Genomic DNA, 25,108 nt, shown 5'->3' with positions numbered 1-25,108 from the left:
AGAACAGACGCCGTCTTGCGCGATGCAAGAGGCGAGCTGTCAGGCACAGTGGGGAGCAGGTTGGTATGGTCAAGGAGCCCATTCGCAGCAGGCCGGGAACATGATGAAAAGGAGGTCCTTGTCGTCACCACCGATGCGCTCGACCGGTTCAGGCTGGACTATTTGCGGCGCCACCGTCTGGATTGCGATGCCAATATCTCTTTCCGGTATGTCCGACGAGCAGGCGCCGACGCTGCCAATATGCCTCGTAGCGCAGGCGCGAGTGGTGGACCGATGCTGGTTCGCTAGCGACCGGCGGGCGCTGCCTCGGTGGCCGTAGCCGGCGAAACGCGAGGGTTCCCTGCCGTGGCATTGTGCGGCCAAAGAAACCACGCCGCTGTCACGGCAAACACCAGCGCGGCAAACACGGTTTTCGTCATGTTCTACTCCGCGCGCCTTCGACCGGATCAGGGAGTGCCTGCCCGGTCGTGTCCCGGGTCATTGAGCCGTTCCCGCGCGGACTGGAAAGGGCCAGCGCAATGGGGAGCGTTCGATCCAGGAACGGGCATCCGTAAATGCCCTGTCCAGGGCTTCGCTGTCGCTGTTGAAACAGGTGGCCAGCGAGTCATCGCGGTGGCGCAGCTCGCCGGTCGCGCCGACGGTAATGCTGATGAGGTAAGTGATTCGTTCGCCAAGGGACTGGCAAGCCACGTCGATGACGTGGCCCCGATAGGATTGCGTGGGCATGCTGGATTCCTGCTGGCGTGAGGTTGCCCGGCTGCGGGTGCAGCAATTCGGGGAGACTGCCCGGTTTGGGCGAATTCGATAGGACACAGCAAGCGGAGATGGCCAGTGGACAATGCTCAATGACCTGGGCGGCGGGAACTGTGTGGCGCGGAACACGGCGGGGGATAGCAGCCGCTCATTCAGTGTACTCTATTTGCCGCATGGCGCCAGATTTCTTCTCGACGGGACTGTCGGCGCTGGCACGCGGTGGTAAACCGCGGCGCGGCAGGGCGCATGCTTTGCTCGAGGCTATCAAAGCCGCTTGGCCTGATGGACGAATCAGAGGCGACAAGCAGGATTTCGTGGGGCATCCGAACAAAGACCCAATGCATTCCCGCAAAGGCTTGATCCCTGAAGCTGATTGGTAGGCCTCCCGTGAGTCGAACACGGCACCAACGGATTATGAGTCCGCTGCTCTAACCAAGCATGAGCTAGAGGCCCTGAGGTAGTGCGTATGCATCATGCGAATGCGTGATGCGGATGTGCTGGAGCCGATACACCCTGCCCTGGCACGGGTTCGTTGCGCAAAACACTACGAAACGAACACGGCAGAATAGGGCCTGCACCGGCTCCCGTCAAGACTTAAACTGCTCAATTCCCTTCCAGGAAGCTCTTCAGCTTGTCGGACCGAGACGGGTGCCGCAGCTTGCGCAGCGCCTTGGCTTCGATCTGCCGGATGCGCTCGCGGGTCACGTCGAACTGCTTGCCCACTTCTTCGAGTGTATGGTCGGTCGACATTTCGATACCGAAGCGCATGCGCAACACTTTGGCTTCGCGCGGGGTCAGCGAATCGAGCACATCCTTCACCACGCCGCGCATGGAAGCGTGCAGGGCCGCATCCGATGGCGCGAGGGTGTTGTTGTCCTCGATGAAGTCGCCCAGGTGGGAATCGTCGTCGTCGCCGATCGGCGTTTCCATCGAAATCGGTTCCTTGGCGATCTTCATGATCTTGCGGATCTTGTCTTCCGGCATTTCCATCTTGATCGCCAGCGTGGCCGGATCGGGCTCGGCACCGGTTTCCTGCAGGATCTGGCGGCTGATCCGGTTCATCTTGTTGATCGTTTCGATCATGTGCACGGGGATGCGGATCGTGCGAGCCTGGTCGGCGATCGAGCGCGTGATGGCCTGGCGGATCCACCACGTGGCATACGTGGAGAACTTGTAGCCGCGGCGGTACTCGAACTTGTCCACGGCCTTCATCAGGCCGATGTTGCCTTCCTGGATCAGATCCAGGAATTGCAGGCCGCGGTTCGTGTACTTCTTCGCGATCGAGATCACGAGACGCAAGTTCGCTTCCGTCATTTCGCGCTTGGCCTTGCGCGCCTTCATTTCACCGGCCGCCATCTGGCGGTTGATGTTGCGCAGGTCCGGCAGGGGCAGCACGACGCGGGCCTGTAGATCGATCAGGCGTTGCTGCAGTTCCTTGATCGTGGGGATGTTGCGGCCCAGGATCGCGCTGTACGCATGGCCGGCGGCCACTTCGCCGTCGACCCACTCCAGGTTCGTTTCGTTGCCGGGGAAGACCTTGATGAAGTGGGCACGCGGCATGCCGCACTTGTTCACGGCCACGTCGAGGATCTGCTTCTCGATATGGCGCACTTCATCGACCTGGCCGCGCAGCGTGTCGCACAGCTTTTCCACGACCTTGGCCGTGAAGCGGATGCCCAGCAGTTCGTTCGAGATCGCGTCCTGCGCTCTCACGTAGGACTTCGAGCTGTAGCCTTCCTTCTCGAAGGCCTTGCGCATCTTGTCGAACTGGTTGGCGATCTCGTCGAACTTGGCCAGGGCATTGTTCTTCAGGTTCTCGAGCTGTTCGGCCGAGTAGCCCGCCGCCGCACTGGCGGCGCCACCCTCTTCCTCTTCCTCGGCTTCCTCTTCTTCCTCTTCCTCTTCGTCGTCATCCTCGTCGGACGCCGCGGCTGGCGGTGTCGCCGGCGCCGGCGCATCCTCGTTTTCATCGACGAGGCCATCGACGATCTCGTCGATCTTGATCTCGTCGTGGCGGATGCGGTCGGACGTGGCGATGATTTCGGCGATCGTGACCGGGCAGGCGGAGATGGCCTGGATCATGTCCTTCAGGCCATCCTCGATGCGTTTCGCGATCTCGATCTCGCCTTCGCGCGTGAGCAGCTCGACGGAACCCATTTCGCGCATGTACATGCGCACCGGGTCGGTCGTGCGGCCGAAGTCGGAGTCGACGGTGGACAGCGCGGCCTCGGCCGCGGCTTCCGCCTCGTCGTCGCTCGTGACCGTGGCAACGTTATCGGACAGCAGCAGCGTTTCCGCATCGGGCGCGTGTTCGTACACGGCAATGCCCATGTCGTTGAACGTGCCGATGATGCCTTCGATCGCTTCCGGGTCGACGATATTGTCCGGCAGGTGGTCGTTGATCTCGGCATACGTGAGGAAGCCACGCTCCTTGCCGAACTTGATCAGTGTTTTCAGCTTCTGGCGGCGGCGCTCGAGTTCTTCCTCGGTGGCTTCCGTATCCGACGAGAACGCATCCTTGAGCAACGCCTTTTCCTTGGCCTTGCGGTCCTTGGCCTTCGCCTTGTCCACGGCCTTCAGTTCGGCGCGCTCGACGGCGTTCAGCGCGGCGACCTCCTCGTTCTCGGGCTGGAATTCCTTCGGCTTGCGGCCACGCCGGCCCGGCACCTTCACGGACGGGAGCACATAGCCGGACGTGTCGATCGCCGCGAGGGTTGCCGCGTCCGTGGTCTGGCTCACCGCCGGGGGGGCCGCAGCCGTGCGCGGATCCGCACCGGCTTCCGTGCTGATCTCGGACTTGTCGGCCGTCTTGGCTGCCTTGGCGGTCACTTTGCTGGGCTTTGCAGCCGCGTTGGTTTCAGGTTTCTTTGCTGGCACAGGCGCTTTCGATGTCACAACGACTTGCTTTACGGGTTAGGATGATGCCGTAATCCCTGGAATCCCCTGCATGAACTGCGATGAACAGACTGCGGGACTCCTCCATCCGGCACTGCTACAAAACTTTCCTTGCTCATTCCCGGCGACAGTCCTGACGCTGCCGGCAACCGCTCGATGTTAACGAACGGCTATGTTTGCAGAAATTCTACTGTATGACTGCGCGCGGGGGCTAGGGGCACGAATGGTGTGAGGGTGCAGACTGTTCTGCCTGCTCGGCGACAAGAAACTCGCGCCGTCTCAACCAAGTCCGGACCCGGCCTCCGACACACGGCCGCATTCATGATCCGAATGCGGCATTTCATGCCGGTTATGAGCCCAACTTACTGAAAACAAACACAAATTCTGAACTGAAGAACCTTGCCAAGGTATTGAAATACTTAGCGTTTTATTATAGCACGCCATATTTTGATTGCCAGACGCGCGACCTTGGCGCCGCGTGTCCGGCCCGCTTGCGCGGCTTGCAAACGCGATCTGAAAGCGATCTGAAAACGATCTGAAAATTATATCGCGCTGTTTTTCCGATTACCGGGCGGCGAACTCGGACTGCTCTTCGCGGGATAACATTTCCTGCCGTGCCGTCAGTTCCCGATATCGCACGCTCAATTCCTCTGCGGGCAAACCGGCGGAAAACAGCTGGTTCAACTCCGCCTTCAAGACATCCTGCTTCAACTGGCGTACCGTGGCGCGCAGCCACAGGCGCTCCGCGTCGATTTCAGGTTCCGGCGCGGCGGCAATTTCCCCGATGATCGCGTCGTATTCCTCACCCTCTTCCTTCAACTGCTGGGCCAGCCCGGCAAACGTGGCGTTTTCGCCCAGCGACTGCGCTGTCACCACCAGGTGCGCCAGGTGTTCGCACTGTTCCGGCCCGAACTGGCGGAATGCTTCCAGTGCCGACTCGTCCAGTTGCAGCGCGAGGGACGGGTGCGTGACGATGGCGCGAATGATCTTCAGCTCCAGCCCCACTGGCTCCTGCCGCTTGCTCTTCGGCGGTGCGCGGCGGCTTGCGGCCACCGGCTTCGACAGCTCGAACAGCGCTTCGATCTCGCCCGGCGTGCTCTGCGTCATCGACGCCAGGCCGCGCACGATCTGCAGGCGCAATGCCGAGGGCGCCATGGCCTGCAACATCGGCTTTGCGTCGAACTGCACGCGGGCACGGCCTTCCGGTTCACCCAGGTCATGCTCGCCTGCCGCCTCGCGCAACAGGAATTGCGACAGCGGCATGGCTTCCTGCACCTGCTGCTCGAACCCTTCGGCGCCGAACTCGCGGATATAACTGTCCGGATCGTGTTCCGACGGCAGGAACAGGAACTTGATCGTCTTTTCGTCGGCCGCGTACGGCAGGCAGGCTTCCAGCGCGCGCCGCGCCGCCTTGCGGCCAGCACGGTCGCCATCGAAACTGAAGACCACGTTGTCGGTTTGACGCAACAGCTTTTGCACATGAACCGTCGTGCACGCGGTACCCAGCGTGGCCACCGCCTGCGGGAAACCCATCTGGGCCAGCGCCACGACGTCCATATAGCCCTCGGTTACCAGCACATAGCCCGCATCGCGGATCGCCTGGCGCGCCTCGAACAAGCCATACAATTCCGAACCCTTTGAAAATAAAGGCGTTTCCGGAGAATTCAAGTACTTTGGCTCACCCTGTTCCATGATGCGCCCACCAAAGGCGATCACCTGCCCTTTGGTATTGCGGATCGGGAACATCACGCGCTCGCGGAACCGGTCGTAGCGCTTGATGTGGCGGCCTTCGTCGTCGACCTTGTCGATGACGAGGCCGGCTTCGGCCAGCACGGGTGCATCGTATTGGGGAAACACGGCGCGAAGGTTGTCCCAGCCTTCGGGCGCGTAACCGAGCGCAAAGCGGGCCGCGATTTCGCCCGTCAGGCCGCGCCCCTTCAAGTAGGCGATGGCGGCCGGCGCCGTGCGCAACTGGGCCTTGTAGAAATCGGCGGCCAGCGTCATCGCCTCGGACAGCGCCAGGCTTTGCGCCTGCATCTGGGCACGCTGGGCGGGCGGGATCTTGTCATCCGCCTCGGGCACAATCATGCCCACGCTTTGCGCCAGGTCCTTCACGGCATCGACGAAGCCCATGCCGGAATACTCGATCAGGAAGCCGATCGCCGTGCCATGCGCCTGGCAACCGAAGCAGTGATAGAACTGCTTGGTGGGGCTGACGGTAAAGCTGGGGGACTTCTCGTTGTGGAACGGGCACAGGCCCTGGAAATTGGCGCCGCCTTTTTTCAGCTGGACGTAGCGCCCGACCACGTCAACGATGTCGACGCGGTTTAGCAGGTCGGAAATGAAGGATTGTGGAATCACTGTGGCAACCGCGGTTCTTCCATATTGTTGCAGATCAGGCTATACCGTCGCGCGCCGGGCTGGACATTGAGCCAGCCCGGGCGCAAACGTGAATACCCCCAACGGGATCAGGCGCCCGTCAACGCTTTCTTGACGAGGCCGGAGACGGCGGTCATGTCGGCACGGCCGGCCAGCTTCGGCTTCAGGATGGCCATGACCTTGCCCATGTCCTGCGGGCCCGCGGCGCCGGATTCGGCCACGGCCGCTTTCACTTCGGCGGCGATCTCGGCGTCCGACAGGCCGGCGGGCATGTAGGCGGCCAGCACGACCAATTCGGCTTTTTCAATATCGGCCAGGTCGGCACGGCCGCCCGCCTCGAATTGCGTGATCGAATCCTTGCGCTGCTTGATCATCTTTTCAACGACGGCCAGCACCTGGGTATCGTTCAGCTCGATCTGTTCATCGACTTCCTTGCGCTTGATGTCGGCCAGGATCAGGCGGATCGTGGCCAGCTTGCCGGCTTCCTTGGCGCGCATTGCGGCTTTCATGTCATCGGTGATCTGGGCTTTCAGGCTCATGGGGTCCTCAGGCTAGTATTCGGTAAAAATCGGTTCGGTAAAAACGAAAACCCGCTGCGGACAATGCCGGAGCGGGCGATCGCGACACGCGAGCGGACCGGAGGCGAAAAGCGCCGTCGACGGCCCGGTCTGCGAATCCGAGAATTAGTACAGCTTCTTCGGCAGTTGCTGGCTGCGGATGCGCTTGTAGTGACGCTTCACGGCAGCGGCCAGCTTGCGCTTGCGCTCAGCGGTCGGCTTTTCGTAGAACTCGCGTGCGCGCAGTTCGGTCAGCAGACCGGTTTTTTCAATGGTGCGCTTGAAGCGGCGCATGGCAACTTCGAACGGCTCGTTTTCTTTAAGGCGGATAGTGGTCATGTAAAATTCAAACCGTTAGAGGGTTTTTAGGAAGACAGCGATGTTAGCACCATTTGTCCAGATGAACAAGAGGCTTCGTGCCTACCCGCTAATATCCGAACTCATCAGAACCCGCGCCGCTACAGCGTTACCGGGTCCAGCATCATATCAGACCGATAAACCGGCGGCCATCCCCGAGGCCCAGGCCCACTGGAAGTTGTAGCCTCCCAGCCACCCCGTCACGTCGACGGATTCGCCGATGAAATACAGGCCGGGCACCTTGTTGGCCATCATCGTTTGCTGCGACAGCTCTTTCGTATCGACGCCGCCGCGCGTGACCTCGGCCTTGCGGTAGCCTTCGGAACCGTTGGGCGTGATGGTCCAGGCGTTGATGGCCTGGCCGAGGCGGCGCAACTGGGCATCCGGCAAGTCGGCCAGGCGCGCATCGGCATTGAAGCCGTGCGCCTGCAGCAAGCCATCGGCCAGGCGCGCCGGCAGCCATTGCGCCAGCACGTTACCCAGGTGTTTCTTGATGGTGCCCTTCCCTTCGATCAGCGTGGCGGCCACATCGAGTTCCGGCAGCAGGTTGATCGTGATCGGCGTGCCCGGTTGCCAGAAGCTGGAAATCTGCAGGATGGCCGGGCCGGACAGGCCGCGGTGCGTGAACAGCAGGTCTTCGCGGAACCGCGCGCCCGTGGCCTTGCGGCCCTTCAGCGTGCCGGTTTCGACATCGACTTCCAGCGACACGCCGGCCAGCGGCACGAACGGTTGCCATTGCTGGGCATCGAACGTCAGCGGCACGAGTGCCGGGCGGGGCTCGACGATCGCCAGGTCGAACTGCCGGGCGATCCGGTAGCCGAAATCGGTGGCGCCGATCTTCGGGATCGACAGGCCGCCGGTGGCGATCACGACGGATGCCGCGTTGATAAGGCCGGCACTGGTCTGGACGAGGAAGCGCTCGCCTTCCCGCGCCACGCCTTGCACGGTGGCCGGCATGCGCCAGCGCACATTGCCGCTATTGCACTCGGCTTTCAGCATGTCGATGATCTGCTCGGCGGAATCATCGCAGAACAGCTGGCCTCTGTGCTTTTCGTGGTGCGCGATGCGGTATTTCTTCACCAGCGCGAGGAAATCCTGCGGCGTGTAGCGCGACAGCGCGCTCTTGGCGAAATGCGGGTTTTCGGAAAGAAAATTGGCCGGCCCGGCGTTGATATTGGTGAAATTGCAACGACCGCCACCGGAAATACGGATCTTCTCGGCCAGCTTTTCCGCATGGTCGACCAGCACGACGCGCTTGCCGCGCTGCCCCGCCGCCGCTGCGCACATCATTCCGGCCGCGCCCGCGCCGATCACTACCACGTCAAACTGTTCCGCCATCACATCCACCCGCAATCAAACCGGGCATTCTACGCGAATCATTACTGTCCGGCTCGTGTCCACCGTGGGGTCAACCCCATTTTCGGACACGGCCTCAGCTTCAGTTGATGGTAGAGCTCGTGTCCGGTTTCAGGGTTGACCCCAAGGTGGACACGAACTCAGCCGTGGCGGGTGCGCAACTCGCGGGCGACGGTGACGATGTGGGCGACCTGCTGGGCGATCGGGTCCGGCACGGGCGTGTCGCCGCGCAGCACGGACTGGATCCAGGCCGCGGTGGCGGCCGCGCTCTTGTCTTCCGGTAGCACGGGCTCGACTTCGGCGATCATCTGCCGCTCGACCAGCACGGTGCGTTCGCCATCGTGGAACCAGTCGATCTTCTGGGCCTTGGTGGCATTCGCAACGGTCTCGCCTTCGGTGCCGCGCATCAGGAAGGCGTCGCCGCGGGCATGGGGGGCGGCCGTGGTGAAGTATTCGCCCAGCGTTTCCAGGTATTCCGGATGGGTGTACGACACCAGCCGCAGGGCCGGGCCGGCGAACGGTTGCAGGATCTTGACGATCGTGTGGGTGGAATTGCGCACGCCGAGGATGCGCCGCAGTTCCAGCTGACGGGCCAGCCTTGGCGCCAGCGCATCGATCGTGATGAAGCTGACGTGGCCATCGGCCAGTGCACGCTCCGCCTCCGCCACCGTGGCGGCGGCGGCGATGCCCAGCTCGGCCAGCACCTCGGCGGTGGCAATGCGGCCCACGTCGTGCGGCACGCCGTGCACCAGCACCGGCACGCCTTCGCGCGCCAGCAGCAGCGCCAGCAGCGCTGTCAGGTTCGCCATCTTGCGGGCGCCGTTGTAGGTGGGGATCAGGACGGGAGCATACGGGCCGGCGGGTGCCCGCAGCGGCGTGAACGACGCTTCGGCCGCATCGAGGAAGCCGGCCAGCTCATCGACGGATTCGCCCTTGATGCGCATCGCCAGCAGGATGCCGCCCAGCTCCAGATCGGACACACGGCCGTCCAGCATGGCGGTATACAGCATGAAGGCGTCGGTGCGGCTCATGCTGCGCGCGCCTTTGACACCGCGGCCGATTTCCTTGATGAACGGCGCGGCGATGAAAGGTGCCGATGCGGGGGCCAAAGCGGATGGCAAGGTGGAAGAAGATGTGTTTTCGATACTCATGGAAACAGCTTACCGCATTTCGGCTACACTAATCGACTACCCATAAGAAAACCTGAAGCAGACAGAGCCTTGAAGAGATGAAGCCATGATTGCCCTCGACCTCGAAAACATCAATGTTACCTCGTTCGCGTCCATGCCCACGCCGGCCGAACTGCACGCGAAACTGCCCCTGACGGAAAAGGCCTTCGCTACCGTCACCAAAGGCCGCGAAGACTTGCGCAATATCCTCGACCGCAAGGACAAGCGCCTGTTCGTGGTGGTGGGGCCGTGCTCGATCCACGATCCGGTGGCCGGGCTGGACTATGCACGCCGCCTGAAGGCGCTGCAGGAAGAGGTGAAGGAGACGATGCTGCTGGTGATGCGCGTGTACTTCGAGAAGCCGCGCACGACCACCGGCTGGAAGGGCTACATCAACGATCCGTTCATGGACGATTCGTTCCGCGTGGATATCGGCATGGAAAAGGCACGCCAGTTCCTGCTGGATGTGTGCGAGCTGGGCTTGCCGACCGCCACCGAGGCGCTCGACCCCATCTCGCCGCAATACCTGGGCGACCTGATCGCATGGACCGCAATCGGCGCTCGCACCACCGAATCGCAGACGCACCGCGAAATGTCGTCCGGCCTGTCGACGCCGGTCGGCTTCAAGAACGGTACCGACGGCGACATCGGCATCGCGATCAACGCGATCCTGTCCGCCGCCAACCCGCACGCGTTCCTGGGCATTAATGGCGAGGGCAACGTCTCCGTCGTGCGCACGCGCGGCAACGCCTATGGCCACGTGGTGCTGCGCGGCGGCGATGGCCGGCCGAACTACGATTCCGTATCGGTCACCATTGCCGAGCAGGCACTGGCCAAGGCCAAGCTGCCCACCAATATCGTGGTCGACTGCTCGCATGCGAACAGCTACAAGAAGCCGGAACTGCAGCCGCTGGTGATGACGGACGTGACCAACCAGATCGTGCACGGCAACCGGTCGCTGGTGGGCGTGATGATCGAGTCGAACATCTGCGCCGGCAACCAGAAGATTCCAACCGACCTGTCGGAACTGGTCTATGGCTGTTCGGTGACCGATGCCTGCATCGACTGGGATACCACGGTGCAGATGCTCAAGCAGGCGGATGCGGAACTGCGCCGCCGCCCGCAAGCCTGACCGTCGCTAGATGAACGTGCCGGCGAGGGGCGCCACGCCGTAGGTACCGGCCAGCGCCGCCTCGGCACGGCTGGCCGGCGCGTTCAGTTCCAGCAGGTCCAGGTAAATCTTGCCATCCTCCACCTTCACACTGTAGCGCCGCGTGCAGCCTTGCTCGGGCGACACGGCGCAGCCCGTTTCCAGCGCGATATTCCACTGGTGCTGCGGGCACGCCACATGCTCCCCCATCACCATGCCTTGCGACAGCAGGGCGCCCTTGTGCGGGCAGCTGTCCAGCAGCGCATAGATGCGGTCGTCGACCGTGCGGAACACGGCCACGCCGGGCAACTCCTGCCACGCCAGGCCGCGCGGCACGTGGTGCGCGCCGCCCGGCGCAATATCCTTGACCTTGCAAACCATTTTCCAGTGTTCGGGCATTGCTTCTCCTTCCACGGCTCCTGGCCGCAATGCCAGAGTAGTAGCAAGAGCGATGCCATCGCCACGGCGGTAAAGCGCCCCACCCCGGCACGCGACCGCACTGCCTCGGTGCGGCCGTGCCTCGTGCGGTGGCAGTGCGGCGCATCCTCGATGTGCCCGTGCCTGGCGCTGGGACAGGCCCATCCTTCATGTCGCCCCGGCTGAAACGGCCGGTGCTTTCCATTACAATGGCGGATTGCCCCGCATTTTCAGCCCTCACTTTTAGCTCTTACCATGATCGTTCTCGGCGTTGAATCCTCCTGTGACGAAACCGGCCTGGCCCTGTATGACACCGGCCGTGGCCTGCTCTCGCATGCCTTGCACTCGCAGGTGGCGATGCACGAGGAATATGGCGGTGTGGTGCCGGAGCTGGCGTCGCGCGACCATATCCGCCGGGCGATCCCCCTGTTGCAGCAAACGCTGGACGGGGCTGGCATCGCGGCGGCCGATATCGATGCCATCGCCTATACCCAGGGCCCCGGGCTCGCGGGTGCGCTGCTGGTCGGTTCGTCGATCGCGTGCAGCCTGGGCCTCGCGCTGGATAAACCGGTGCTGGGCGTGCATCACCTGGAGGGGCACCTGCTGTCGCCCCTGCTGGCATCGGACCCGCCGGAGTTTCCGTTCGTGGCACTGCTCGTTTCGGGCGGTCACACGCAGCTGATGCGCGTGGATGGCGTGGGCCAGTATGCATTGCTGGGCGAAACGCTGGACGATGCGGCAGGCGAAGCCTTCGACAAGTCGGCCAAGCTGCTGGGCCTGGGCTACCCGGGCGGGCCGGCGATCTCGCGCCTGGCCGAGTTCGGCGACCCCACCGCCTACAAGCTGCCGCGGCCCATGCTGCACTCGAAGGATTTGAACTTCAGCTTTTCCGGCTTGAAAACGGCCGTGCTCACGGTCGTCAAGAAAAGCGGCGTGGCCAATGTGTGCGAACAGGACAAAGCCAACATCGCGCGCGGCTTCGTCGATGCGATCGTCGACGTGCTGGTGGCGAAATGTGTCGCGGCACTAAAGCAGACGGGCCTGAAGCGACTCGTCATTGCTGGCGGCGTGGGCGCGAACAGCCAGCTGCGCGCCGCGTTGAACGCGGCGGCAGCGAAAGGCCCAAACCACAAGCGCTTCCGTGTGTACTACCCCGAGCTGGAGTTCTGCACCGATAACGGCGCGATGATTGCGTTTGCCGGTGCCATGCGCCTGTCGATCAATCCCGATGCGGCCCGCCGTGACTATGCGTTCAATGTGCGCCCACGCTGGCCGCTGGACGAACTGAAAGTCATCTGACGGTAAGCGGGCGCTGCGCTCAGGCGCCCAGAAGCACGGCGGCCAGGCCAACCAGCGCCAGCAAGCCGCCGGCCGCCACGGCACCGGTCTTGACATGTTTCTTGTGCAAGTCTTGCATGCGGTCGGCGCGCAACATTGCCTTGGTGTTGTCGCGTTCGCGTGGCGCCGGCTTGGAGGTGGAAACCGATTCGTTCATGGTGCGCTCCTGATTGGATTTGTCTATACGAGACAATGTAGCAGCAATTGGCGTGCCATGGCCACGAATTTGCAACGACCGTGGCTTGTATGACAATTGCCGGGCGAGCTGGGCAATTTCACCGTCCCGCCTGGTGCTTCCCTCAGGTTTCTTGCGGCAGCCCCTCGCCACAGTTCTTGCAGAAGTGGGCCGCATCCTCGTGGCCGGATGCAAAACAGCGCGTACAAACCCGTCCCGTGGTGGCGCGCACCCCGCGCTGGTGCGAAAGCTCCGAACTGATGATCCCGGTCGGCACGGCCAGGATGCCCCAGCCAAGCAACATCATGAACGAGGCGATGGCACGGCCAATGTCGGTCTTGGGTACCAGGTCGCCGAAGCCGACCGTCGTCACGGTCGAGATAGCCCAGTAGACGGCCGTGGGAATGCTGGTAAAGCCGTGCCGCGGCCCTTCCACCACGTACATCACCGTGCCAAGAAGGAAGACGATCAGGAACACCACGGAAAGGAAGATGAGGATCTTGCGCCGGCTGGCCAGCAGCGCGTCGCCCAGCATGCTGTATTCCTGGATATACAGCGTGAGCTTGAGGATGCGGAAAATGCGCAGCAACCGCAGGATCCGCACATCCAGCAAGACGTGCGAGCCGGGGAAGAACAGCGAGACATAGCTGGGCACCACCGACATCAGGTCGATCACGCCGAAAAAGCTGCGGGCGTAGCGGTCCGGCCGCTTCACGCACAACAGGCGGCCGATGTATTCGACCGTGAACAGCAACGTGAACACCCATTCGGAAACGAAGAGCCAGTGGCCATATTCCTTCGCTACCGGCGCGATCGACGTCAGCACCACGGTGACCACCGACAGCACGATCGCACCGATCAGCACCAGGTCGAAGATCTGGCCCTTGCGGGTGTGCGACTCGAAGATGATCTCATACAGCTCTTCGCGCCAGCCGCCTTCGGGCTTGCCGAAATGCTGGTTTGGATCGGTCGACTGCTCGGGCGGCGCAGGTGCCTTGGTTGGGCGAACGTTCATGGGTCGCTTAGTGTAGTGCAGGGCCCAGCAGATCGGCGCGCGGGTAGCCCCAGCGCGGCACGTTGCCGCATGGCGCACGGCCAGCCTCGGCCACGTCCAGCGTGGTGAAATTGCCGCGCGGCGTGGCCGAAAAGCGCAGGTCGCTGGCGACCTCGGCATCCACCGCCGGCATGCGGGCAAAGCGCAGCCAGGCGTTTACATGGCAATCGTTCTTTGCCAGCGCGCGCAGCGTGGCCAGGCTGCCCTGCCATTCGGAAGCGAGGTGCACGCCGGCCACCGCGGTGGCGGGAGCGGCCGGATCGGCAAAGGCGGCCGGACATTGTGCCAGCACGCCGGGGGCCAGGTTCAGCAAGCCGCGCCGCAGCCGGTAAGTGCCCTGCCCCGCATTTTCCTCGATGGCGACGAACGACCAGCACAGCGGCTGCGCCGGGAACGCCGTCATCGCCACGTCCAGCACGCGCGACGCCGGGTCGATCCCCTGGAGCGCCGCTTCGATCCGGGCGCGCCCCGCCGACGAGGCACCGCCCTGCACGGCGATGAACGCCACGCTCACCAGCGCAGACAGCGCCAGTGCGCGCCGGCTCTGCATGCGCGTGATGCGCAGCGCCGCGATGACACCGCCGACCGCCAGCAGGCCGGCCAGCGAGACGATATCCAGGTAGCCGCGCCACGTGACGAAGGCCAGGAACGCCGCCAGTGCGCCCAGCGCCAGCCAGCGCAGGGGGCGCCGTGGAATCGCCAGCGCCAGCGGCACGCCGAACGCCACCCAGAACACGGGTTCGACAATGAACACCAGGTCGCCATAGAACCAGCGCGGATCGAATGGCGCGAGCGGGTGGATGCCGTAGGAATTCAGGAAGTCCATCGACATGTGCAGCAGGAAGCCGAGCACGATGGCCAGCCCCAGGCCCCGCCGCGCATGGCCGCTGCCTTTCAGCAGGCTGCGGGCATTCGGCCACAGCAGCCACAGCGCGGCAAGCAGCAGCAGCGCCTGCGGCAATGCATACAGCAGCGTATGCGTGTGACCGCGATGATGGAGCAGGTAGCCCAGCGGCGCCGGCAGCAGGTCGGTCAGCACCAGGTCCAGGTCGGGGAAATTGCTGGCCGCCGCGCAGGCTGTCAGCAGCAGCCGGTGGCGCGTGCGCTGGTGCGCCTCATCGGGCTCGGCCGGCAGCGAGCGCTGCACCAGCTCGCCGATGCCGAGGCCGACGAAGGTGTGGGTGACGTTGTCCACTCAGCGGCTGACCTCGACTCCATGCCAGAATGCGATGCGGCCCTCGATGGCCTTGGCCGCATCCTTGGCGGCCGGGTAGAACCACGCCGCGTTGCGGTTCAGTTGCCCGTTTACTTCCACGTCGTAATAGCTGGCAACGCCTTTCCATGGGCACAGCGTGGTGTGGCTGCTGTCCTTCAGGTATTCGCGCTTCACGCGCTCGGCCGGGAAATACACGTTCTGCTCGACGATTTCCACCTCGTCGGCGCTTGCCTCGGCGATGACGGCGCCGTTCCAGATGGCTTTGGGCATGGCTGTTCTCCTGGTAGCTGACTAGCGATGATACGGCGGTTGTCGTGCAGCCGCTTCCCCCATTGCGCACGGGAAGCCGCCACCGTTTGGTGCCGCGCAGTGTAGCGCAAAAGCCGGTGCGTGGTCACTGCAACGGCCATTGGTGGATGGCTTATTTGCCTTCCAGGATCTGCCGCAGCGCGCCCTCGAACACCTCGGGCGGCTGGCCGCCGGAAATCAGATGACGCTGGTTGATGACGATGGCCGGCACCGAGCGCACGCCGGCCTGCTGCCAGTACTGCTCCAGCATGCGTACTTCGTCGGCGAACTGGTCCGACTCCAGCACCTGCCGGGCCGCCTCGCGGTCCAGTCCCACCCGCTCGGCGGCGCGCAGCAGCACGTCGTGCGAGCTCGGGTCTTCGCCGTTCGTGAAATAGGCGTCGAACAGCGCGTGCTTCAGTTCCTTCTGGCGGCCCGCTTCCTCGGCCCAGTGCAGCAGGCGGTGGGCGTCGAACGTGTTGTAGATGCGGCTGCGCTTGTCCATCGCGAACGTGAAGCCGACCGCCGCGCCGCGCTGGCGGATCATCTCGCGCGACTGTTCCTGCTGCTCCGGCGTGCTGCCGTATTTTTCGGCGATGTGTTCGGTGATGTCCTGCCCTTCCTTCGCCATATTCGGGTTCAGTTCGAAGGGCTGGACGTGGAACTCGACGGCGGCTTCGGGAATGCGGGCAAGCGCCGTTTCCAGCGATTTCAGCCCGATGGCGCACCAGGGGCAGGATACGTCGGAGACGAAATCGATGCGCAGTGGGGTCGATGCGTGAGCCGATGCGGGCGTCGCGGCAGGGGGCGTGGCGGAGGAGGTGGACATGGCGGCCTTTCTGGTGCGGGGGCCGCCGGCGGCGGCCGATCGTCGCATGATGAGGGCCGCTGCCGGATTTGCAAGTTACTTCTGGATTACTTCTTCTTGGCCGCGGCGGCGGCGCCTTTGCTCTTGCTGCCGATCCTGCTTTCCTTGCCGGCCATGAGGTTGCCGATGTTCTTCGCATGGCGCCACACCAGCAGGCCGCACATCACCAGCACGGCGAACAGCTGCGGCTCCACGCCAAACAGCAGGCCATAGTAGAACGGGGCGAAGACCGAGGCGATGAGCGCCGCCAGCGACGAATAGCGGAACGCGTAGGCCACGATCAGCCACGTGGCCAGCGTGGCCAGGCCGAGCCAGATATCCAGCGCCAGCAGCACGCCGGCGGCCGTTGCAACGCCCTTGCCGCCCTCGAAGCGGAAGAACACGGGCCACAGGTGGCCGATGAACACGGCCAGCGCCACCACGGCGATGGCCCCGTCACCGACGCCGAGCTGGGCGGCAAAACGGATCGTCAGCCAGACCGCGAGCCAGCCCTTGAAGGCATCGCCGACCAGCGTCCAGATCGCGGCGCCCTTGTTTCCACTGCGCAGCACGTTGGTGGCGCCGGGGTTACCGGAACCATAGGTGCGCGGGTCGGACAGGCCGTAGACCTTGCTCACGACGACAGCAAATGAGATCGAGCCGATCAGGTAGGCGGCAATTGCCAGCAGGATGGTAGTCATTTCCCCGAGAAATCCTATGGTTTGTCTGTGTGTGGTTGGTGGAGCCGGCGTGCCAGCGGGCGGCGACTATACCGCAAGCCGATGCCGCATGGTGAATATCAGTCGGCCAGTGCGCAGGTGACCGGCCTGGCCCCCAGCACCTCGGTCAGCACGCGTGGTGCGATACCCACGAGGAAGCCGCGCCGGCCGCCATTGATATAAATGGTTTCCAGCGCAAGGATCGATTCTTCCACGTACACCGGCATCGCCTTTTTCGTGCCGAATGGCGATGTGCCGCCCACCATGTAGCCGGAATGGCGCTGCGCCACCTCGGGCTTGCACGGCTCGACCGATTTGCAGCCGATATTGCGCGCCAAATTTTTCGTGGAGACCTTGCGATCTCCGTGCATCAGCACAATCAATGGTTTGGCGGCTTCGTCCTGCATCACCAGTGTCTTGACCACATGGTGCTCGTCGACACCGAGTTCGCGCGACGAGACGGATGTGCCGCCATGTTCCTCGTACCCGTACGGATGCTCGCTGAACGGCACCTTGTGCTGCTTGAGCAGCGCGGTCGCCGGGGTCTCTGATATATGCTCTTTCTTGGCCATGCCGTGTTACGATCGTTGTGAAAAGGAGTTTCTCATTATGCAGGAAGAAATTCGCTTTGCCACCTTCAACGTCTGCAACCTCGCCCCGCCCGGCGTGAAATTGTACGACAACCTCGAGCCCCTCACTCTCGATGCGTACGAGGCCAAGGCGAACTGGATCGCACAACAGCTCGATCAGCTCGATGCCGATGTGATCGGTTTCCAGGAAATCTTTTCCCAGGCCGCGTTGCGCGACGTGCTCTCGCGCACGCGCAGGTACCGCGACGCGCTGCACGCCGGCTTCGACCCCGACCCGAATGCGCAGCGGCTGACGCCGAACGTGGCCATCGTGTCGCGCCTGCCGTTTGCCGCCCCGCCCAGCGTGCACGCCAGCTTTCCTGCCGACGTGCCCTGCGATTCCGGCAGCCCCGAATCGGACCGTTTCGCCCGCGCGCCGTTGCATGTGCAGGTGGTGCTGCCCGGCGAGCGCATCGTGGATGTGGTGGTGGTGCACCTGAAATCGCGCCGCCCCGACTACCGCAACGGCGACAGTGGCGAAGACCCGCTGCATTACGCCATGGCCAGCCTGCGCTCGCTGGTGTGGCGCGGCACCGAGGCGGTGGCGCTGCGCGTGCTGCTGTCGAAGATGATGCGCGAAGGGCGCCGGCCCTGCGTGGTGCTCGGCGACTTCAACGATACCGCCGACGCCGTCACCACGACGATCGTGCTGGGAACGGGCGGCACCCGCAACCTGGCGGGAAAGGTAGATTCCCGCGACCTGGCGGGAAAGGTAGATTCCCGCGACCTGGCGGGAAAGGCAGATACCCGCGGACTGGCGGGTAATGACAGCACGCGCGCCATGGCAGGCGATGGCGGCAGTCGCGGCACGGATGGCCAGGGCGGCCACGGCGTGCAGGCCGAAGAGCGCCGCGGCCGGCTGTACGACAGCAACCAGATCCAGCTGCGCCAGGATCACCTGCGCCACGTGGGCTATACCAGCATCCACGAAGGGCACTATTCGACGATCGATCACGTGCTCGTGTCGGAAGAGTTCAACCGGAACTCGCCGCGCGCGATCGGCGAGGTGGTCGACGTCAGCTATTTCAATGACCACCTGCGGCTGGAACGGCCCGAGGCATCGGACCACGGCCAGGTGCTGGTGCGCATGCGCCTGTTCTGAGCCGGTTTTGCAGACTTACTGCAGCACCCCATCCAGCCCGCCATCCCGCATCGCCGCTTCCGCCTGCAGCCCCTGGTACAGGTCGCAGCCTTCGCGGCGCAGCAACGCCAGCTGCCCCGGCGTTTCCACGCCTTCCGCGATCACCGTCATCCGCATGCTGCGCGCCATCGCGATGATGGTGCGGATCGCGGTTTCATCCGCGCCGCCAAGCATGAAGGCCTGGGCGATCTTCAGCTTGTCGATCGGGTAATCCTTCAGTTGCCCCAGCTGCGACCAGCCGGTGCCGAAGTCGTCCAGCGACAGCCGCACGCCGAGGGCGCGCAAGCTTTCCAGCGTGGTCGCGGTGGTGCCACCGCCTTTCATGATGATCGCTTCGGTCAGTTCCAGCTCGAGCCAGTGCGGTTCGAGCCCCGCGTCATCGAGCGCGGCGCGCACGTTGTCGACCAGGTCGCGCTGCACGAACTGCGCCAGTGACAGGTTGACGGCCACCGCCATCGTGTGCCCGCCGTCATGCCATCGGCGCGCCTGGCGGCATGCTTCGCGCAGCACCCAGTTGCCGATCGGGACCATCAGGCCCGCCTCTTCCGCCACGCCGATGAAGCGTTCGGGCAGCAACAGGCCCAGCTCGGGGTGGCGCCACCGGATCAAGGCCTCCGCCGCCACCAGGGCGCCGGTGGCGATGTCCAGTTCCGGCTCGAATACCAGCGCGAATTGCCCTTCGGCCAAGGCACGGCGCAGGCCCTGCTCGACCGACGCGCGTTCCACGATGCGCTCGTTCATCTCGGTGCTGAAGAACTGGAAGTTGTTACGGCCGCCCTGCTTGGCGTGGTACATGGCGATATCGGCGTTCTTGACCAGCGTGTCGATATCGTCGCCATCGCTGGGATAGATGGAGACGCCGATCGACGTGGACACGTGCAGTGCGTGCTCGCCGATCGCATAGGGCTGGCAGATCGCCTGCCGGATCGTGCCCGCCACGTGCGCCGCATGGTCGATGCCGCCAATGTCGGCCAGGATGATGACGAACTCGTCGCCCCCCTGGCGGCTGACGGTATCGACCTTGCGCACGCACTTGAGGAGCCGCGCGGCCACTTCCTTCAGCAGCTGGTCGCCGACCTGGTGGCCCAGCGTGTCGTTGATCTGCTTGAAACGGTCGAGGTCCAGGAACAGGATCGCCAGCATGCTGCCCTTGCGGCGCGCGGTGGACAGGGCCAGCGACAGGCGGTCCAGCAGCAGCACGCGGTTCGGCAAGTCGGTCAGGAAATCGTGCTCGGCCAGGTGGCGCGTCTGCTCTTCCGAACGCTTGCGCTCGGTGATGTCGGAAACGATCGCCATGTAGTTGCTGATCTGGTCGTGGCCATCGCGGATCGCCGTCAGCGCCAGCAAGGCGGGAAACAGCTCGCCACTCTTGCGGCGCGACCAGATTTCCCCTTGCCAGTGATCGGTGGTGTCGATCTGGTGCCATACCTTCCGGAAAAACGCTTCATCCTCGATGCCGGACCGGTAGACCGACAGCGGCTTGCCCAGCATGTCGTCGCTGCTGTACCCGGTGATTTCCGAGTAGGCGCGGTTGATCGAGATGATATGGCGCTCGTGGTCCGTCAGCACGATCGCATCGCGGCTGTTCTCGAACACCTGGGCCGCCAGGTACAGCGTGCGCTCGGCGCTCTTGCGCACTGAAATGTCGCGCACCAGCACGTAAAACAGGTGTTCATGGTTCAGCGTGACGGACGTCATCAGCACTTCGGCCCAGAACGGGGTGCCACTGCAATCGAGGTAGCGCCAGTCATAGCGGCAATTGCCTTGCTGGTGCGCCCGCTCCTCGTGCCGGAGCGCGGCAGCCTCCGACAGCGCGCCCCCCGGCTGCTGCACCGGCGAAAAATCAGCCAGCCGGCGGCCCACGAACACGGCCGGTCCGGGGCACTTGAACAGTTGCATGGCGGCAGGATTCGCTTCCTCGATCAGGCCGTTGCGCACCAATAGGATCGCATCGTCCGACTTCTGGAACAGCTGGCGGAAGTTGACACCGGCCGTGACCAGCGCATCGGCATCCACCTTGCGCGAGGTGACGTCGACATCCATGCAGAACACCTGCGTCAGTTCGCCTTCATGGTACACGGGCACCAGCGTGGAATACAGCCACAGCTCACGGCCGCCGGGTGTGCGCACGTGCCAGTCGCCGATCGGCGAAGGCCGGCCGGTGCGCCATGCTTCGTCCACCAGCGCATCGTGTTCCGCCTCGCGGTCACCGCGTGAAAACAGCGCCTTCAACGGCTGGCCGAGTACGGCATCCAGCGCAAGGCCGGACAAGTCGGCACATGCCTGGTTGCAGAAGCGGATGCGGCCTGCCCGGTCGATGCTGCACACCGCCACCAGTGGCGTCAGCTCGAGCGCGGCAACGATGCGCGCGATCAGGTCGAGCGCGGCCAATGCGGGATTCGGCGCCGGGTTCGGGTGGGAATACGCCACCGGAACCTGTGTGAATTCGGGTGTGGAATGGGGGAGATGATCGTGCGGAGTCATCGTACCATTCTTGCCGCCCTGCTCAGCAGTCGCTTGCGCTGGCTCAAGAATGGCTGCGTGAGCAGCACGATTGTTTCTCAAATGAAACGAAGAATACTGATCCGCTGCCGGCAAATGCGTGCCGCAGCGGCGGCAGGGTCCGGTTCAGCGCGGCGCCAGGCCGCCGTGGTCATTCCTGCCTGGCCGCCGTCGTGTCATCCTCGGCGGCCTCGTCACCTGTGTCAGGATCCTGCTCGCCGGCCGGGCGGCTCTTTGCTTCTTCCTTGCGCCGGGCTTTTTCGTCGGCCTTGCGCTTCTTTTCCAACTCGCGTTGGCGCTTCTCGTACTGAAAATTCGTTTTTGCCATGACTACCTCCATTACCCACATTATGCGACAACATCAGCATCGCAGATTTCTCATCCCCGCGGATGATGTAACGCATGCAGCTGTTTCAACCGTTCACGCGCCACATGGGTATAGATCTGTGTGGTCGAGATATCGGCATGGCCCAGCAGCAGTTGCACGACCCGCAAGTCGGCGCCATGGTTCAGCAGATGCGTGGCAAACGCATGGCGCAGCGTGTGAGGCGACAGCGGTGCGGTGATGTCCGCCTTGCGTGCGCATTTCTTGACGACCACCCAGAACATTTGCCGCGTCATCGGCCCGCCACGGGCGGTCACGAACAGGGCATCATCCTGCTGGCCGTTCAGGATGACGCCGCGCGCTTCACGCAGGTAACGTTCGATCCAGTGCCGCGCCGCCTCGCCGAACGGCACCAGGCGCATCTTCGCCCCCTTGCCGGTCACCCGCACCACGCCTTCATTCAAACCAAGTTCAGTGACCTTCAGCGCCACCAGTTCCGAGACGCGCAGCCCGCTCGCGTACATCAGTTCCAGCATCGTGCGGTCGCGGATGCCCAGCGGCTCGCGCACGTCGGGCGCCGCGAGCAGCGCTTCCACGTGACTTTCCGACAGGGTATGGACGAACCGCGCCGGCTGCTTTGCCGATGCCAGTTTCAAACAGGGATCCTCGGCAATGCGCTGTCGCCGCAGCGCCTGCTGGTAGAACCGCTTGAACACGGACAGGCGCCGGTTGGACGAGCTGGCCTTGGTGTCGTCGTGCCGGGCCGCGAAATACCCGGCGATGTCGCCGGCATGCGCGGCCAGCAAGCCGGTGCCCGGGCGCGTCTGCGCCAGCCAGGCCGAAAACAGCTTCAAGTCGCGCCGATAGGCCGCCAGCGTGTTTTTCGACAGGCCGTCTTCCAGCCACAGCGTGTCGCAGAACTCGTCGATCAGAGCAGGGTCGTTTGCTGCCATGCGTACTCGCGATGCCCTTCGTGTGCCAGCAGCCAGCGCTTGACGTCCAGTGTAAAGCCGTTGCGATCGTCGCTGCCGGCAAAGCCGCCCAGGCCCTGCGCGCCCGTCACGCGGTGGCAGGGAATCACCAGGGGAAAATAATTGGCACCGCATGCCTGGCCCACCGCGCGCGGCATCGAGCCGACGAACCGGGCGATCTCGCCATACGTGCGCACCTCGCCGCGCGGAATCGCCTGGATCGCTTCCCACACCTTGCGCTGGAACGGACTGCCCACCTGCGCCAGCGGCAGGTCGAACGTGAAATCGGGGTCCAGGCAATAACGCTCCACCTGCCGTGCGACGCGCTCGGCCAGGCCATCGGTCGGCGCCTTCGCGGCAAAGCTGGCCGGCAGGTAAACCAGTTCGCTGACGATGGCGCCGCCGGTGCGGATGCCGAGCGCCCCGAAGGGCGTGGAAACGATCGCAGCGAACAGCTCGCCAGCTTGTTGTATTTGCGTCACAATTAACTCCTGACTACTGTGGCAAACATGCTACACGAACCAGGCCACCAGGACCAGATGCGGTGCTGGTGGCAGCGCCCATGCACTGTGTTGCGGCACGCTGCCGCGTTCCGGCGACCTGGATTGCACGGGCGAAAAAAAACGCACCAGCCGGTGCGTTTTAAGTATTGCTTTGGCGCGATTCCGGTTGTTTGGTCCCGCCGCGGCTGGCTTTTGGCCGCCTTCAGCAGTGATGCCAACAACATACTGTGAACCGCGTGTCTCCTCGATTTATCGCCGTCTCCGGCATGCTGTTTTTATTACCACTCCCCACTAACTCACGTATTCCTTGCTACCTTGGTGCATATCGTTATGTGCTGCACCAAACAGGAGCGATCATAACTGATCCAAACGCGCATTTCTCCTGTTTTTTTGTGGCAAGAAAATATTTGGTTTGAACATAAATTAACTATGGCAATGTTTCCGGAAGTTTGGTAGGCAGGTCACACTTGCCCATAGACCAGCCGTGGCAGCCATAGCGAAATTTCTGGCACGAATGTCACCAGCATCAGGAAAGCCAGCATGGTGAGCAGCCATGGCATGACGGCCACGGTCAGCTCCGAAATGCCCATCTTCGTGATGCCGGAGGCCACGTACAGGTTCAACCCCACCGGCGGATGGCACATTCCCACTTCCATGTTGACCACGATCAGGATGCCGAAATGGATCGGATTGATACCCAGCGCCACCGCGACCGGGAACAGGATTGGCGCCATGATCAGCACGATCGACGACGGTTCCATGAAGTTGCCCGCCGCCAGCAGGATCAGGTTGACCACTAGCAGGAACGCCACCGGCCCCAATCCCTGTGCCGTCAGCCAGGCCGCCATTTCCTGTGGAATGTTTTCGCTCGTCATCAGGAACGAGAACAGCACGGCATTCGTGATGATGTACAGCAGCATCGCCGACATCGACGCCGAGTCGAGCAGCACCTTGCCGACCTGGCGCAGTTTCAGATCCTTGTAGACGAACACGGCGATGATGAATGCGTACACGGCCGCCATCGCCGCCGCTTCGGTTGGGGTAAAGAGGCCCGTGTAGATGCCGCCCATGACGATCAGGATCAGCAGCAGCCCCCATGCACTCTTGCGAAACGCCGCCAGCCGCTCGCCCCACGTCGCCTTGCGCATGCGCGGATAGCCGCGCTTCCTGGCCAGCACCCACGTCGTCAGCCCCAGCAGGAAGGCCAGCATGATGCCCGGCACCACGCCGGCCATGAACAGCGCACCCACCGATGTGTTCGTCGTGACCGAATACATCACCATCACGATCGATGGCGGGATGAGGATGCCCAGCGCGCCCGAGGTGGTGATCACGCCGGCACCGAAGCGCTTCGGGAAGCCCTGCTTCACCATCGCCGGCAGGATGATCGAACCGATCGCCACCACGGTGGCCGGGCTGGAGCCGGACACGGCCGCGAACAGCGCGCATGCCAGCACGCCGGCCAGCGCCAGCCCGCCGTGCCAGTGCCCGACCATCGACGTGGCGAAGTTGATCATGCGCCGCGCCACACCGCCATGCGTGAGGAAATTGCCGGCCAGGATGAAGAACGGGATCGCCATGATCTCGAACTTTTCGATACCGGTGAACAGTTTCAGCGCCACCGCCTCGATCGGTACTTCCGTCATCGTGAAGAGGAACGTCAGCACTGTCAGGCCCAGCGAGATCGAGATGGGCATGCCTGTCAGCATCAATACCAGCAACAGCGTGAAGATGATCAGCGCGTTCATGCCTTGGCTCCCAGTTCGTCATCGAGGCCTTCGACATGGGCATGGTCGTGTTTCGGCAAGTCGCCCGTGCGCACGAAATGCACCATCACCTGCAGGAAGCGGAAGCACATCAGCCAGGAACCGGCCGGCACCGCCAGGTAGACGAGCCACATCGGCACCTCGAGATCGGGCGACGTCTGGTCGGTGTGGCCGATGTCCCACACGAACGACGCGCCCAGTGCGCCGACGATGCCGGTAAACAGCGCACCGGCCAGCAGGCCGAACACGATGAACTTGTTGCGCCACGGCGCGGACAGGCGGTTGATGACGACGTCGATACCGACGTGGATGCCGGTGCGCACGCCGTACGCCGCGCCGAACTTGGCCATCCACACGAACATGTAGATGCACAGCTCCTGCGCCCAGCTCGTGTTGATCTGGATGAGTTCGTCCTGCAGCCAGGGAATCGGCAAGCCGGAGAGGTAGCGGTGCACCACCGCCACGAAGATGATGAAGGTGGCCGCGCCCATCAGGGACGCAATGAGCCACTCTTCCAGGTGGTCCAGGAATTTCATGGGTGACTTTCGGGAGCCGGCCGGGCGGCCGGTACGTCAGGAACAACGGGGCGGCAGGACGCCGC

Annotated in this window: 24 protein-coding genes and 1 tRNA gene; 3 read left to right on the top strand and 22 right to left on the bottom strand. The window is 63.5% G+C overall.

Going from position 1 to position 25,108, the window contains the following annotated elements; all coding sequences use genetic code 11:
* Positions 1 to 477 precede the first annotated feature (477 nt).
* From EWM63_RS17495 to ybiB, 8 genes are all read right to left on the bottom strand, one after another.
* Positions 478 to 726: a hypothetical protein gene (locus tag EWM63_RS17495; protein WP_130187680.1), complete on the bottom strand. Its 249-nt coding sequence runs from the start codon at positions 724 to 726 to the stop codon at positions 478 to 480.
* A 401-nt stretch (positions 727 to 1,127) separates the two neighbouring features.
* Positions 1,128 to 1,206, bottom strand: a tRNA-Ile gene (locus tag EWM63_RS17490).
* Positions 1,207 to 1,356: 150 nt separating this feature from the next.
* Positions 1,357 to 3,630 (bottom strand): RNA polymerase sigma factor RpoD, encoded by a 2,274-nt coding sequence (gene rpoD, locus EWM63_RS17485; protein WP_130187679.1) that lies wholly within the window; start codon positions 3,628 to 3,630, stop codon positions 1,357 to 1,359.
* A 582-nt stretch (positions 3,631 to 4,212) separates the two neighbouring features.
* Positions 4,213 to 6,009 (bottom strand): DNA primase, encoded by a 1,797-nt coding sequence (gene dnaG / locus EWM63_RS17480; protein WP_130187678.1) that lies wholly within the window; start codon positions 6,007 to 6,009, stop codon positions 4,213 to 4,215.
* Positions 6,010 to 6,116: 107 nt separating this feature from the next.
* Positions 6,117 to 6,566, bottom strand: coding sequence for a GatB/YqeY domain-containing protein (locus tag EWM63_RS17475; protein ID WP_130187677.1), 450 nt, complete (start codon positions 6,564 to 6,566; stop codon positions 6,117 to 6,119).
* A 144-nt stretch (positions 6,567 to 6,710) separates the two neighbouring features.
* The gene (gene rpsU / locus EWM63_RS17470; protein ID WP_005665410.1) at positions 6,711 to 6,923 is read right to left on the bottom strand and encodes a 30S ribosomal protein S21; all 213 of its coding nucleotides are present in this window, start codon (positions 6,921 to 6,923) and stop codon (positions 6,711 to 6,713) included.
* A gap of 147 nt (positions 6,924 to 7,070) precedes the next feature.
* The gene (locus EWM63_RS17465) at positions 7,071 to 8,279 is read right to left on the bottom strand and encodes a BaiN/RdsA family NAD(P)/FAD-dependent oxidoreductase (RefSeq protein ID WP_130187676.1); all 1,209 of its coding nucleotides are present in this window, start codon (positions 8,277 to 8,279) and stop codon (positions 7,071 to 7,073) included.
* 158 nt (positions 8,280 to 8,437) lie between these two features.
* Complete coding sequence (ybiB, locus tag EWM63_RS17460) at positions 8,438 to 9,448, bottom strand: DNA-binding protein YbiB (protein WP_130187675.1); 1,011 nt, start codon at positions 9,446 to 9,448, stop codon at positions 8,438 to 8,440.
* An 85-nt stretch (positions 9,449 to 9,533) separates the two neighbouring features.
* Between ybiB and EWM63_RS17455 the strand changes: the two genes are divergently transcribed.
* The gene (locus tag EWM63_RS17455; protein WP_130187674.1) at positions 9,534 to 10,598 is read left to right on the top strand and encodes a 3-deoxy-7-phosphoheptulonate synthase; all 1,065 of its coding nucleotides are present in this window, start codon (positions 9,534 to 9,536) and stop codon (positions 10,596 to 10,598) included.
* 6 nt (positions 10,599 to 10,604) lie between these two features.
* Here the strand turns inward: EWM63_RS17455 and nirD are convergent, their stop codons facing one another.
* Complete coding sequence (gene nirD / locus EWM63_RS17450; RefSeq protein WP_130187673.1) at positions 10,605 to 11,015, bottom strand: nitrite reductase small subunit NirD; 411 nt, start codon at positions 11,013 to 11,015, stop codon at positions 10,605 to 10,607.
* Positions 11,016 to 11,288: 273 nt separating this feature from the next.
* Here nirD and tsaD point away from each other — a divergent pair, with 273 nt between their 5' ends.
* Positions 11,289 to 12,332: a tRNA (adenosine(37)-N6)-threonylcarbamoyltransferase complex transferase subunit TsaD gene (gene tsaD / locus EWM63_RS17445; RefSeq protein WP_130187672.1), complete on the top strand. Its 1,044-nt coding sequence runs from the start codon at positions 11,289 to 11,291 to the stop codon at positions 12,330 to 12,332.
* 19 nt (positions 12,333 to 12,351) lie between these two features.
* On the opposite strand, the gene EWM63_RS31840 is transcribed toward tsaD, so the two are convergent.
* The 7 genes from EWM63_RS31840 to ybaK form a co-directional block, all read right to left on the bottom strand.
* On the bottom strand, positions 12,352 to 12,528 hold the full coding sequence (locus tag EWM63_RS31840; protein WP_165390848.1) for a hypothetical protein: 177 nt from the start codon (positions 12,526 to 12,528) through the stop codon (positions 12,352 to 12,354).
* 142 nt (positions 12,529 to 12,670) lie between these two features.
* Positions 12,671 to 13,561 (bottom strand): ion transporter, encoded by an 891-nt coding sequence (locus EWM63_RS17440; RefSeq protein ID WP_130187671.1) that lies wholly within the window; start codon positions 13,559 to 13,561, stop codon positions 12,671 to 12,673.
* A gap of 7 nt (positions 13,562 to 13,568) precedes the next feature.
* The gene (locus tag EWM63_RS17435) at positions 13,569 to 14,795 is read right to left on the bottom strand and encodes a metal-dependent hydrolase (protein ID WP_130187670.1); all 1,227 of its coding nucleotides are present in this window, start codon (positions 14,793 to 14,795) and stop codon (positions 13,569 to 13,571) included.
* Complete coding sequence (locus EWM63_RS17430; protein ID WP_130187669.1) at positions 14,796 to 15,086, bottom strand: DUF427 domain-containing protein; 291 nt, start codon at positions 15,084 to 15,086, stop codon at positions 14,796 to 14,798.
* Between the two features lie 151 nt (positions 15,087 to 15,237).
* On the bottom strand, positions 15,238 to 15,933 hold the full coding sequence (locus tag EWM63_RS17425; RefSeq protein WP_130187668.1) for a DsbA family oxidoreductase: 696 nt from the start codon (positions 15,931 to 15,933) through the stop codon (positions 15,238 to 15,240).
* An 86-nt stretch (positions 15,934 to 16,019) separates the two neighbouring features.
* Positions 16,020 to 16,652: a glycerol-3-phosphate 1-O-acyltransferase PlsY gene (gene plsY / locus EWM63_RS17420; protein WP_130187667.1), complete on the bottom strand. Its 633-nt coding sequence runs from the start codon at positions 16,650 to 16,652 to the stop codon at positions 16,020 to 16,022.
* A 98-nt stretch (positions 16,653 to 16,750) separates the two neighbouring features.
* Positions 16,751 to 17,242: a Cys-tRNA(Pro) deacylase gene (gene ybaK, locus EWM63_RS17415; RefSeq protein ID WP_130187666.1), complete on the bottom strand. Its 492-nt coding sequence runs from the start codon at positions 17,240 to 17,242 to the stop codon at positions 16,751 to 16,753.
* Between the two features lie 37 nt (positions 17,243 to 17,279).
* Between ybaK and EWM63_RS17410 the strand changes: the two genes are divergently transcribed.
* Positions 17,280 to 18,401: an endonuclease/exonuclease/phosphatase family protein gene (locus EWM63_RS17410; RefSeq protein WP_130187665.1), complete on the top strand. Its 1,122-nt coding sequence runs from the start codon at positions 17,280 to 17,282 to the stop codon at positions 18,399 to 18,401.
* Positions 18,402 to 18,416: 15 nt separating this feature from the next.
* Here EWM63_RS17410 and EWM63_RS17405 read toward each other — a convergent pair whose 3' ends face one another.
* The 6 genes from EWM63_RS17405 to EWM63_RS17385 all read right to left on the bottom strand — a co-directional run bounded on the left by EWM63_RS17405 (position 18,417) and on the right by EWM63_RS17385 (position 25,043).
* Positions 18,417 to 20,924, bottom strand: coding sequence for a sensor domain-containing protein (locus EWM63_RS17405; protein ID WP_130187664.1), 2,508 nt, complete (start codon positions 20,922 to 20,924; stop codon positions 18,417 to 18,419).
* A 169-nt stretch (positions 20,925 to 21,093) separates the two neighbouring features.
* The gene (locus EWM63_RS31835; RefSeq protein WP_165390847.1) at positions 21,094 to 21,270 is read right to left on the bottom strand and encodes a hypothetical protein; all 177 of its coding nucleotides are present in this window, start codon (positions 21,268 to 21,270) and stop codon (positions 21,094 to 21,096) included.
* Between the two features lie 50 nt (positions 21,271 to 21,320).
* Positions 21,321 to 22,220, bottom strand: coding sequence for a site-specific tyrosine recombinase XerD (gene xerD / locus EWM63_RS17400; protein ID WP_130187663.1), 900 nt, complete (start codon positions 22,218 to 22,220; stop codon positions 21,321 to 21,323).
* Positions 22,196 to 22,720, bottom strand: a complete 525-nt coding sequence (locus EWM63_RS17395) for a methylated-DNA--[protein]-cysteine S-methyltransferase (protein WP_229487347.1) — start codon at positions 22,718 to 22,720, stop codon at positions 22,196 to 22,198. The genes xerD and EWM63_RS17395 overlap by 25 nt, the downstream gene beginning before the upstream one ends.
* Positions 22,721 to 23,202: 482 nt before the next feature.
* Entirely contained in the window at positions 23,203 to 24,489 is a 1,287-nt protein-coding gene (locus tag EWM63_RS17390; protein ID WP_130187662.1) for a TRAP transporter large permease, read from the bottom strand.
* A complete protein-coding gene (locus tag EWM63_RS17385) occupies positions 24,486 to 25,043 on the bottom strand; it encodes a TRAP transporter small permease (RefSeq protein ID WP_130187661.1) in 558 nt (185 codons plus the stop codon). Before EWM63_RS17385 ends, EWM63_RS17390 begins: the two co-directional genes overlap by 4 nt.
* Positions 25,044 to 25,108 lie beyond the last annotated feature (65 nt).

Origin of the sequence: Pseudoduganella lutea (assembly GCF_004209755.1) — a bacterium.
GTDB classification, from domain to species: Bacteria; Pseudomonadota; Gammaproteobacteria; order Burkholderiales; family Burkholderiaceae_D; genus Rugamonas; species Rugamonas lutea.
Note: the sequence above shows the minus strand (reverse complement) of the source record. Positions and strands in the feature narration are given on the sequence as shown.

Excerpts from the sequence above, each read along its gene's own strand:
- EWM63_RS17495 (WP_130187680.1), bottom strand. The coding sequence starts at position 726 with ATGCCCACGCAATCCTATCGGGGCCACGTCATCGACGTGGCTTGCCAG.
- EWM63_RS17475 (WP_130187677.1), bottom strand. The coding sequence starts at position 6,566 with ATGAGCCTGAAAGCCCAGATCACCGATGACATGAAAGCCGCAATGCGC.
- rpsU (WP_005665410.1), bottom strand. The coding sequence starts at position 6,923 with ATGACCACTATCCGCCTTAAAGAAAACGAGCCGTTCGAAGTTGCCATG.
- EWM63_RS17465 (WP_130187676.1), bottom strand. The coding sequence starts at position 8,279 with ATGGCGGAACAGTTTGACGTGGTAGTGATCGGCGCGGGCGCGGCCGGA.
- ybiB (WP_130187675.1), bottom strand. The coding sequence starts at position 9,448 with ATGAGTATCGAAAACACATCTTCTTCCACCTTGCCATCCGCTTTGGCC.
- EWM63_RS17455 (WP_130187674.1), top strand. The coding sequence starts at position 9,534 with ATGATTGCCCTCGACCTCGAAAACATCAATGTTACCTCGTTCGCGTCC.
- nirD (WP_130187673.1), bottom strand. The coding sequence starts at position 11,015 with ATGCCCGAACACTGGAAAATGGTTTGCAAGGTCAAGGATATTGCGCCG.
- tsaD (WP_130187672.1), top strand. The coding sequence starts at position 11,289 with ATGATCGTTCTCGGCGTTGAATCCTCCTGTGACGAAACCGGCCTGGCC.
- EWM63_RS31840 (WP_165390848.1), bottom strand. The coding sequence starts at position 12,528 with ATGAACGAATCGGTTTCCACCTCCAAGCCGGCGCCACGCGAACGCGAC.
- EWM63_RS17440 (WP_130187671.1), bottom strand. The coding sequence starts at position 13,561 with ATGAACGTTCGCCCAACCAAGGCACCTGCGCCGCCCGAGCAGTCGACC.
- EWM63_RS17430 (WP_130187669.1), bottom strand. The coding sequence starts at position 15,086 with ATGCCCAAAGCCATCTGGAACGGCGCCGTCATCGCCGAGGCAAGCGCC.
- EWM63_RS17425 (WP_130187668.1), bottom strand. The coding sequence starts at position 15,933 with ATGTCCACCTCCTCCGCCACGCCCCCTGCCGCGACGCCCGCATCGGCT.
- plsY (WP_130187667.1), bottom strand. The coding sequence starts at position 16,652 with ATGACTACCATCCTGCTGGCAATTGCCGCCTACCTGATCGGCTCGATC.
- ybaK (WP_130187666.1), bottom strand. The coding sequence starts at position 17,242 with ATGGCCAAGAAAGAGCATATATCAGAGACCCCGGCGACCGCGCTGCTC.
- EWM63_RS17410 (WP_130187665.1), top strand. The coding sequence starts at position 17,280 with ATGCAGGAAGAAATTCGCTTTGCCACCTTCAACGTCTGCAACCTCGCC.
- EWM63_RS17405 (WP_130187664.1), bottom strand. The coding sequence starts at position 20,924 with ATGACTCCGCACGATCATCTCCCCCATTCCACACCCGAATTCACACAG.
- EWM63_RS31835 (WP_165390847.1), bottom strand. The coding sequence starts at position 21,270 with ATGGCAAAAACGAATTTTCAGTACGAGAAGCGCCAACGCGAGTTGGAA.
- xerD (WP_130187663.1), bottom strand. The coding sequence starts at position 22,220 with ATGGCAGCAAACGACCCTGCTCTGATCGACGAGTTCTGCGACACGCTG.
- EWM63_RS17390 (WP_130187662.1), bottom strand. The coding sequence starts at position 24,489 with ATGAACGCGCTGATCATCTTCACGCTGTTGCTGGTATTGATGCTGACA.
- EWM63_RS17385 (WP_130187661.1), bottom strand. The coding sequence starts at position 25,043 with ATGAAATTCCTGGACCACCTGGAAGAGTGGCTCATTGCGTCCCTGATG.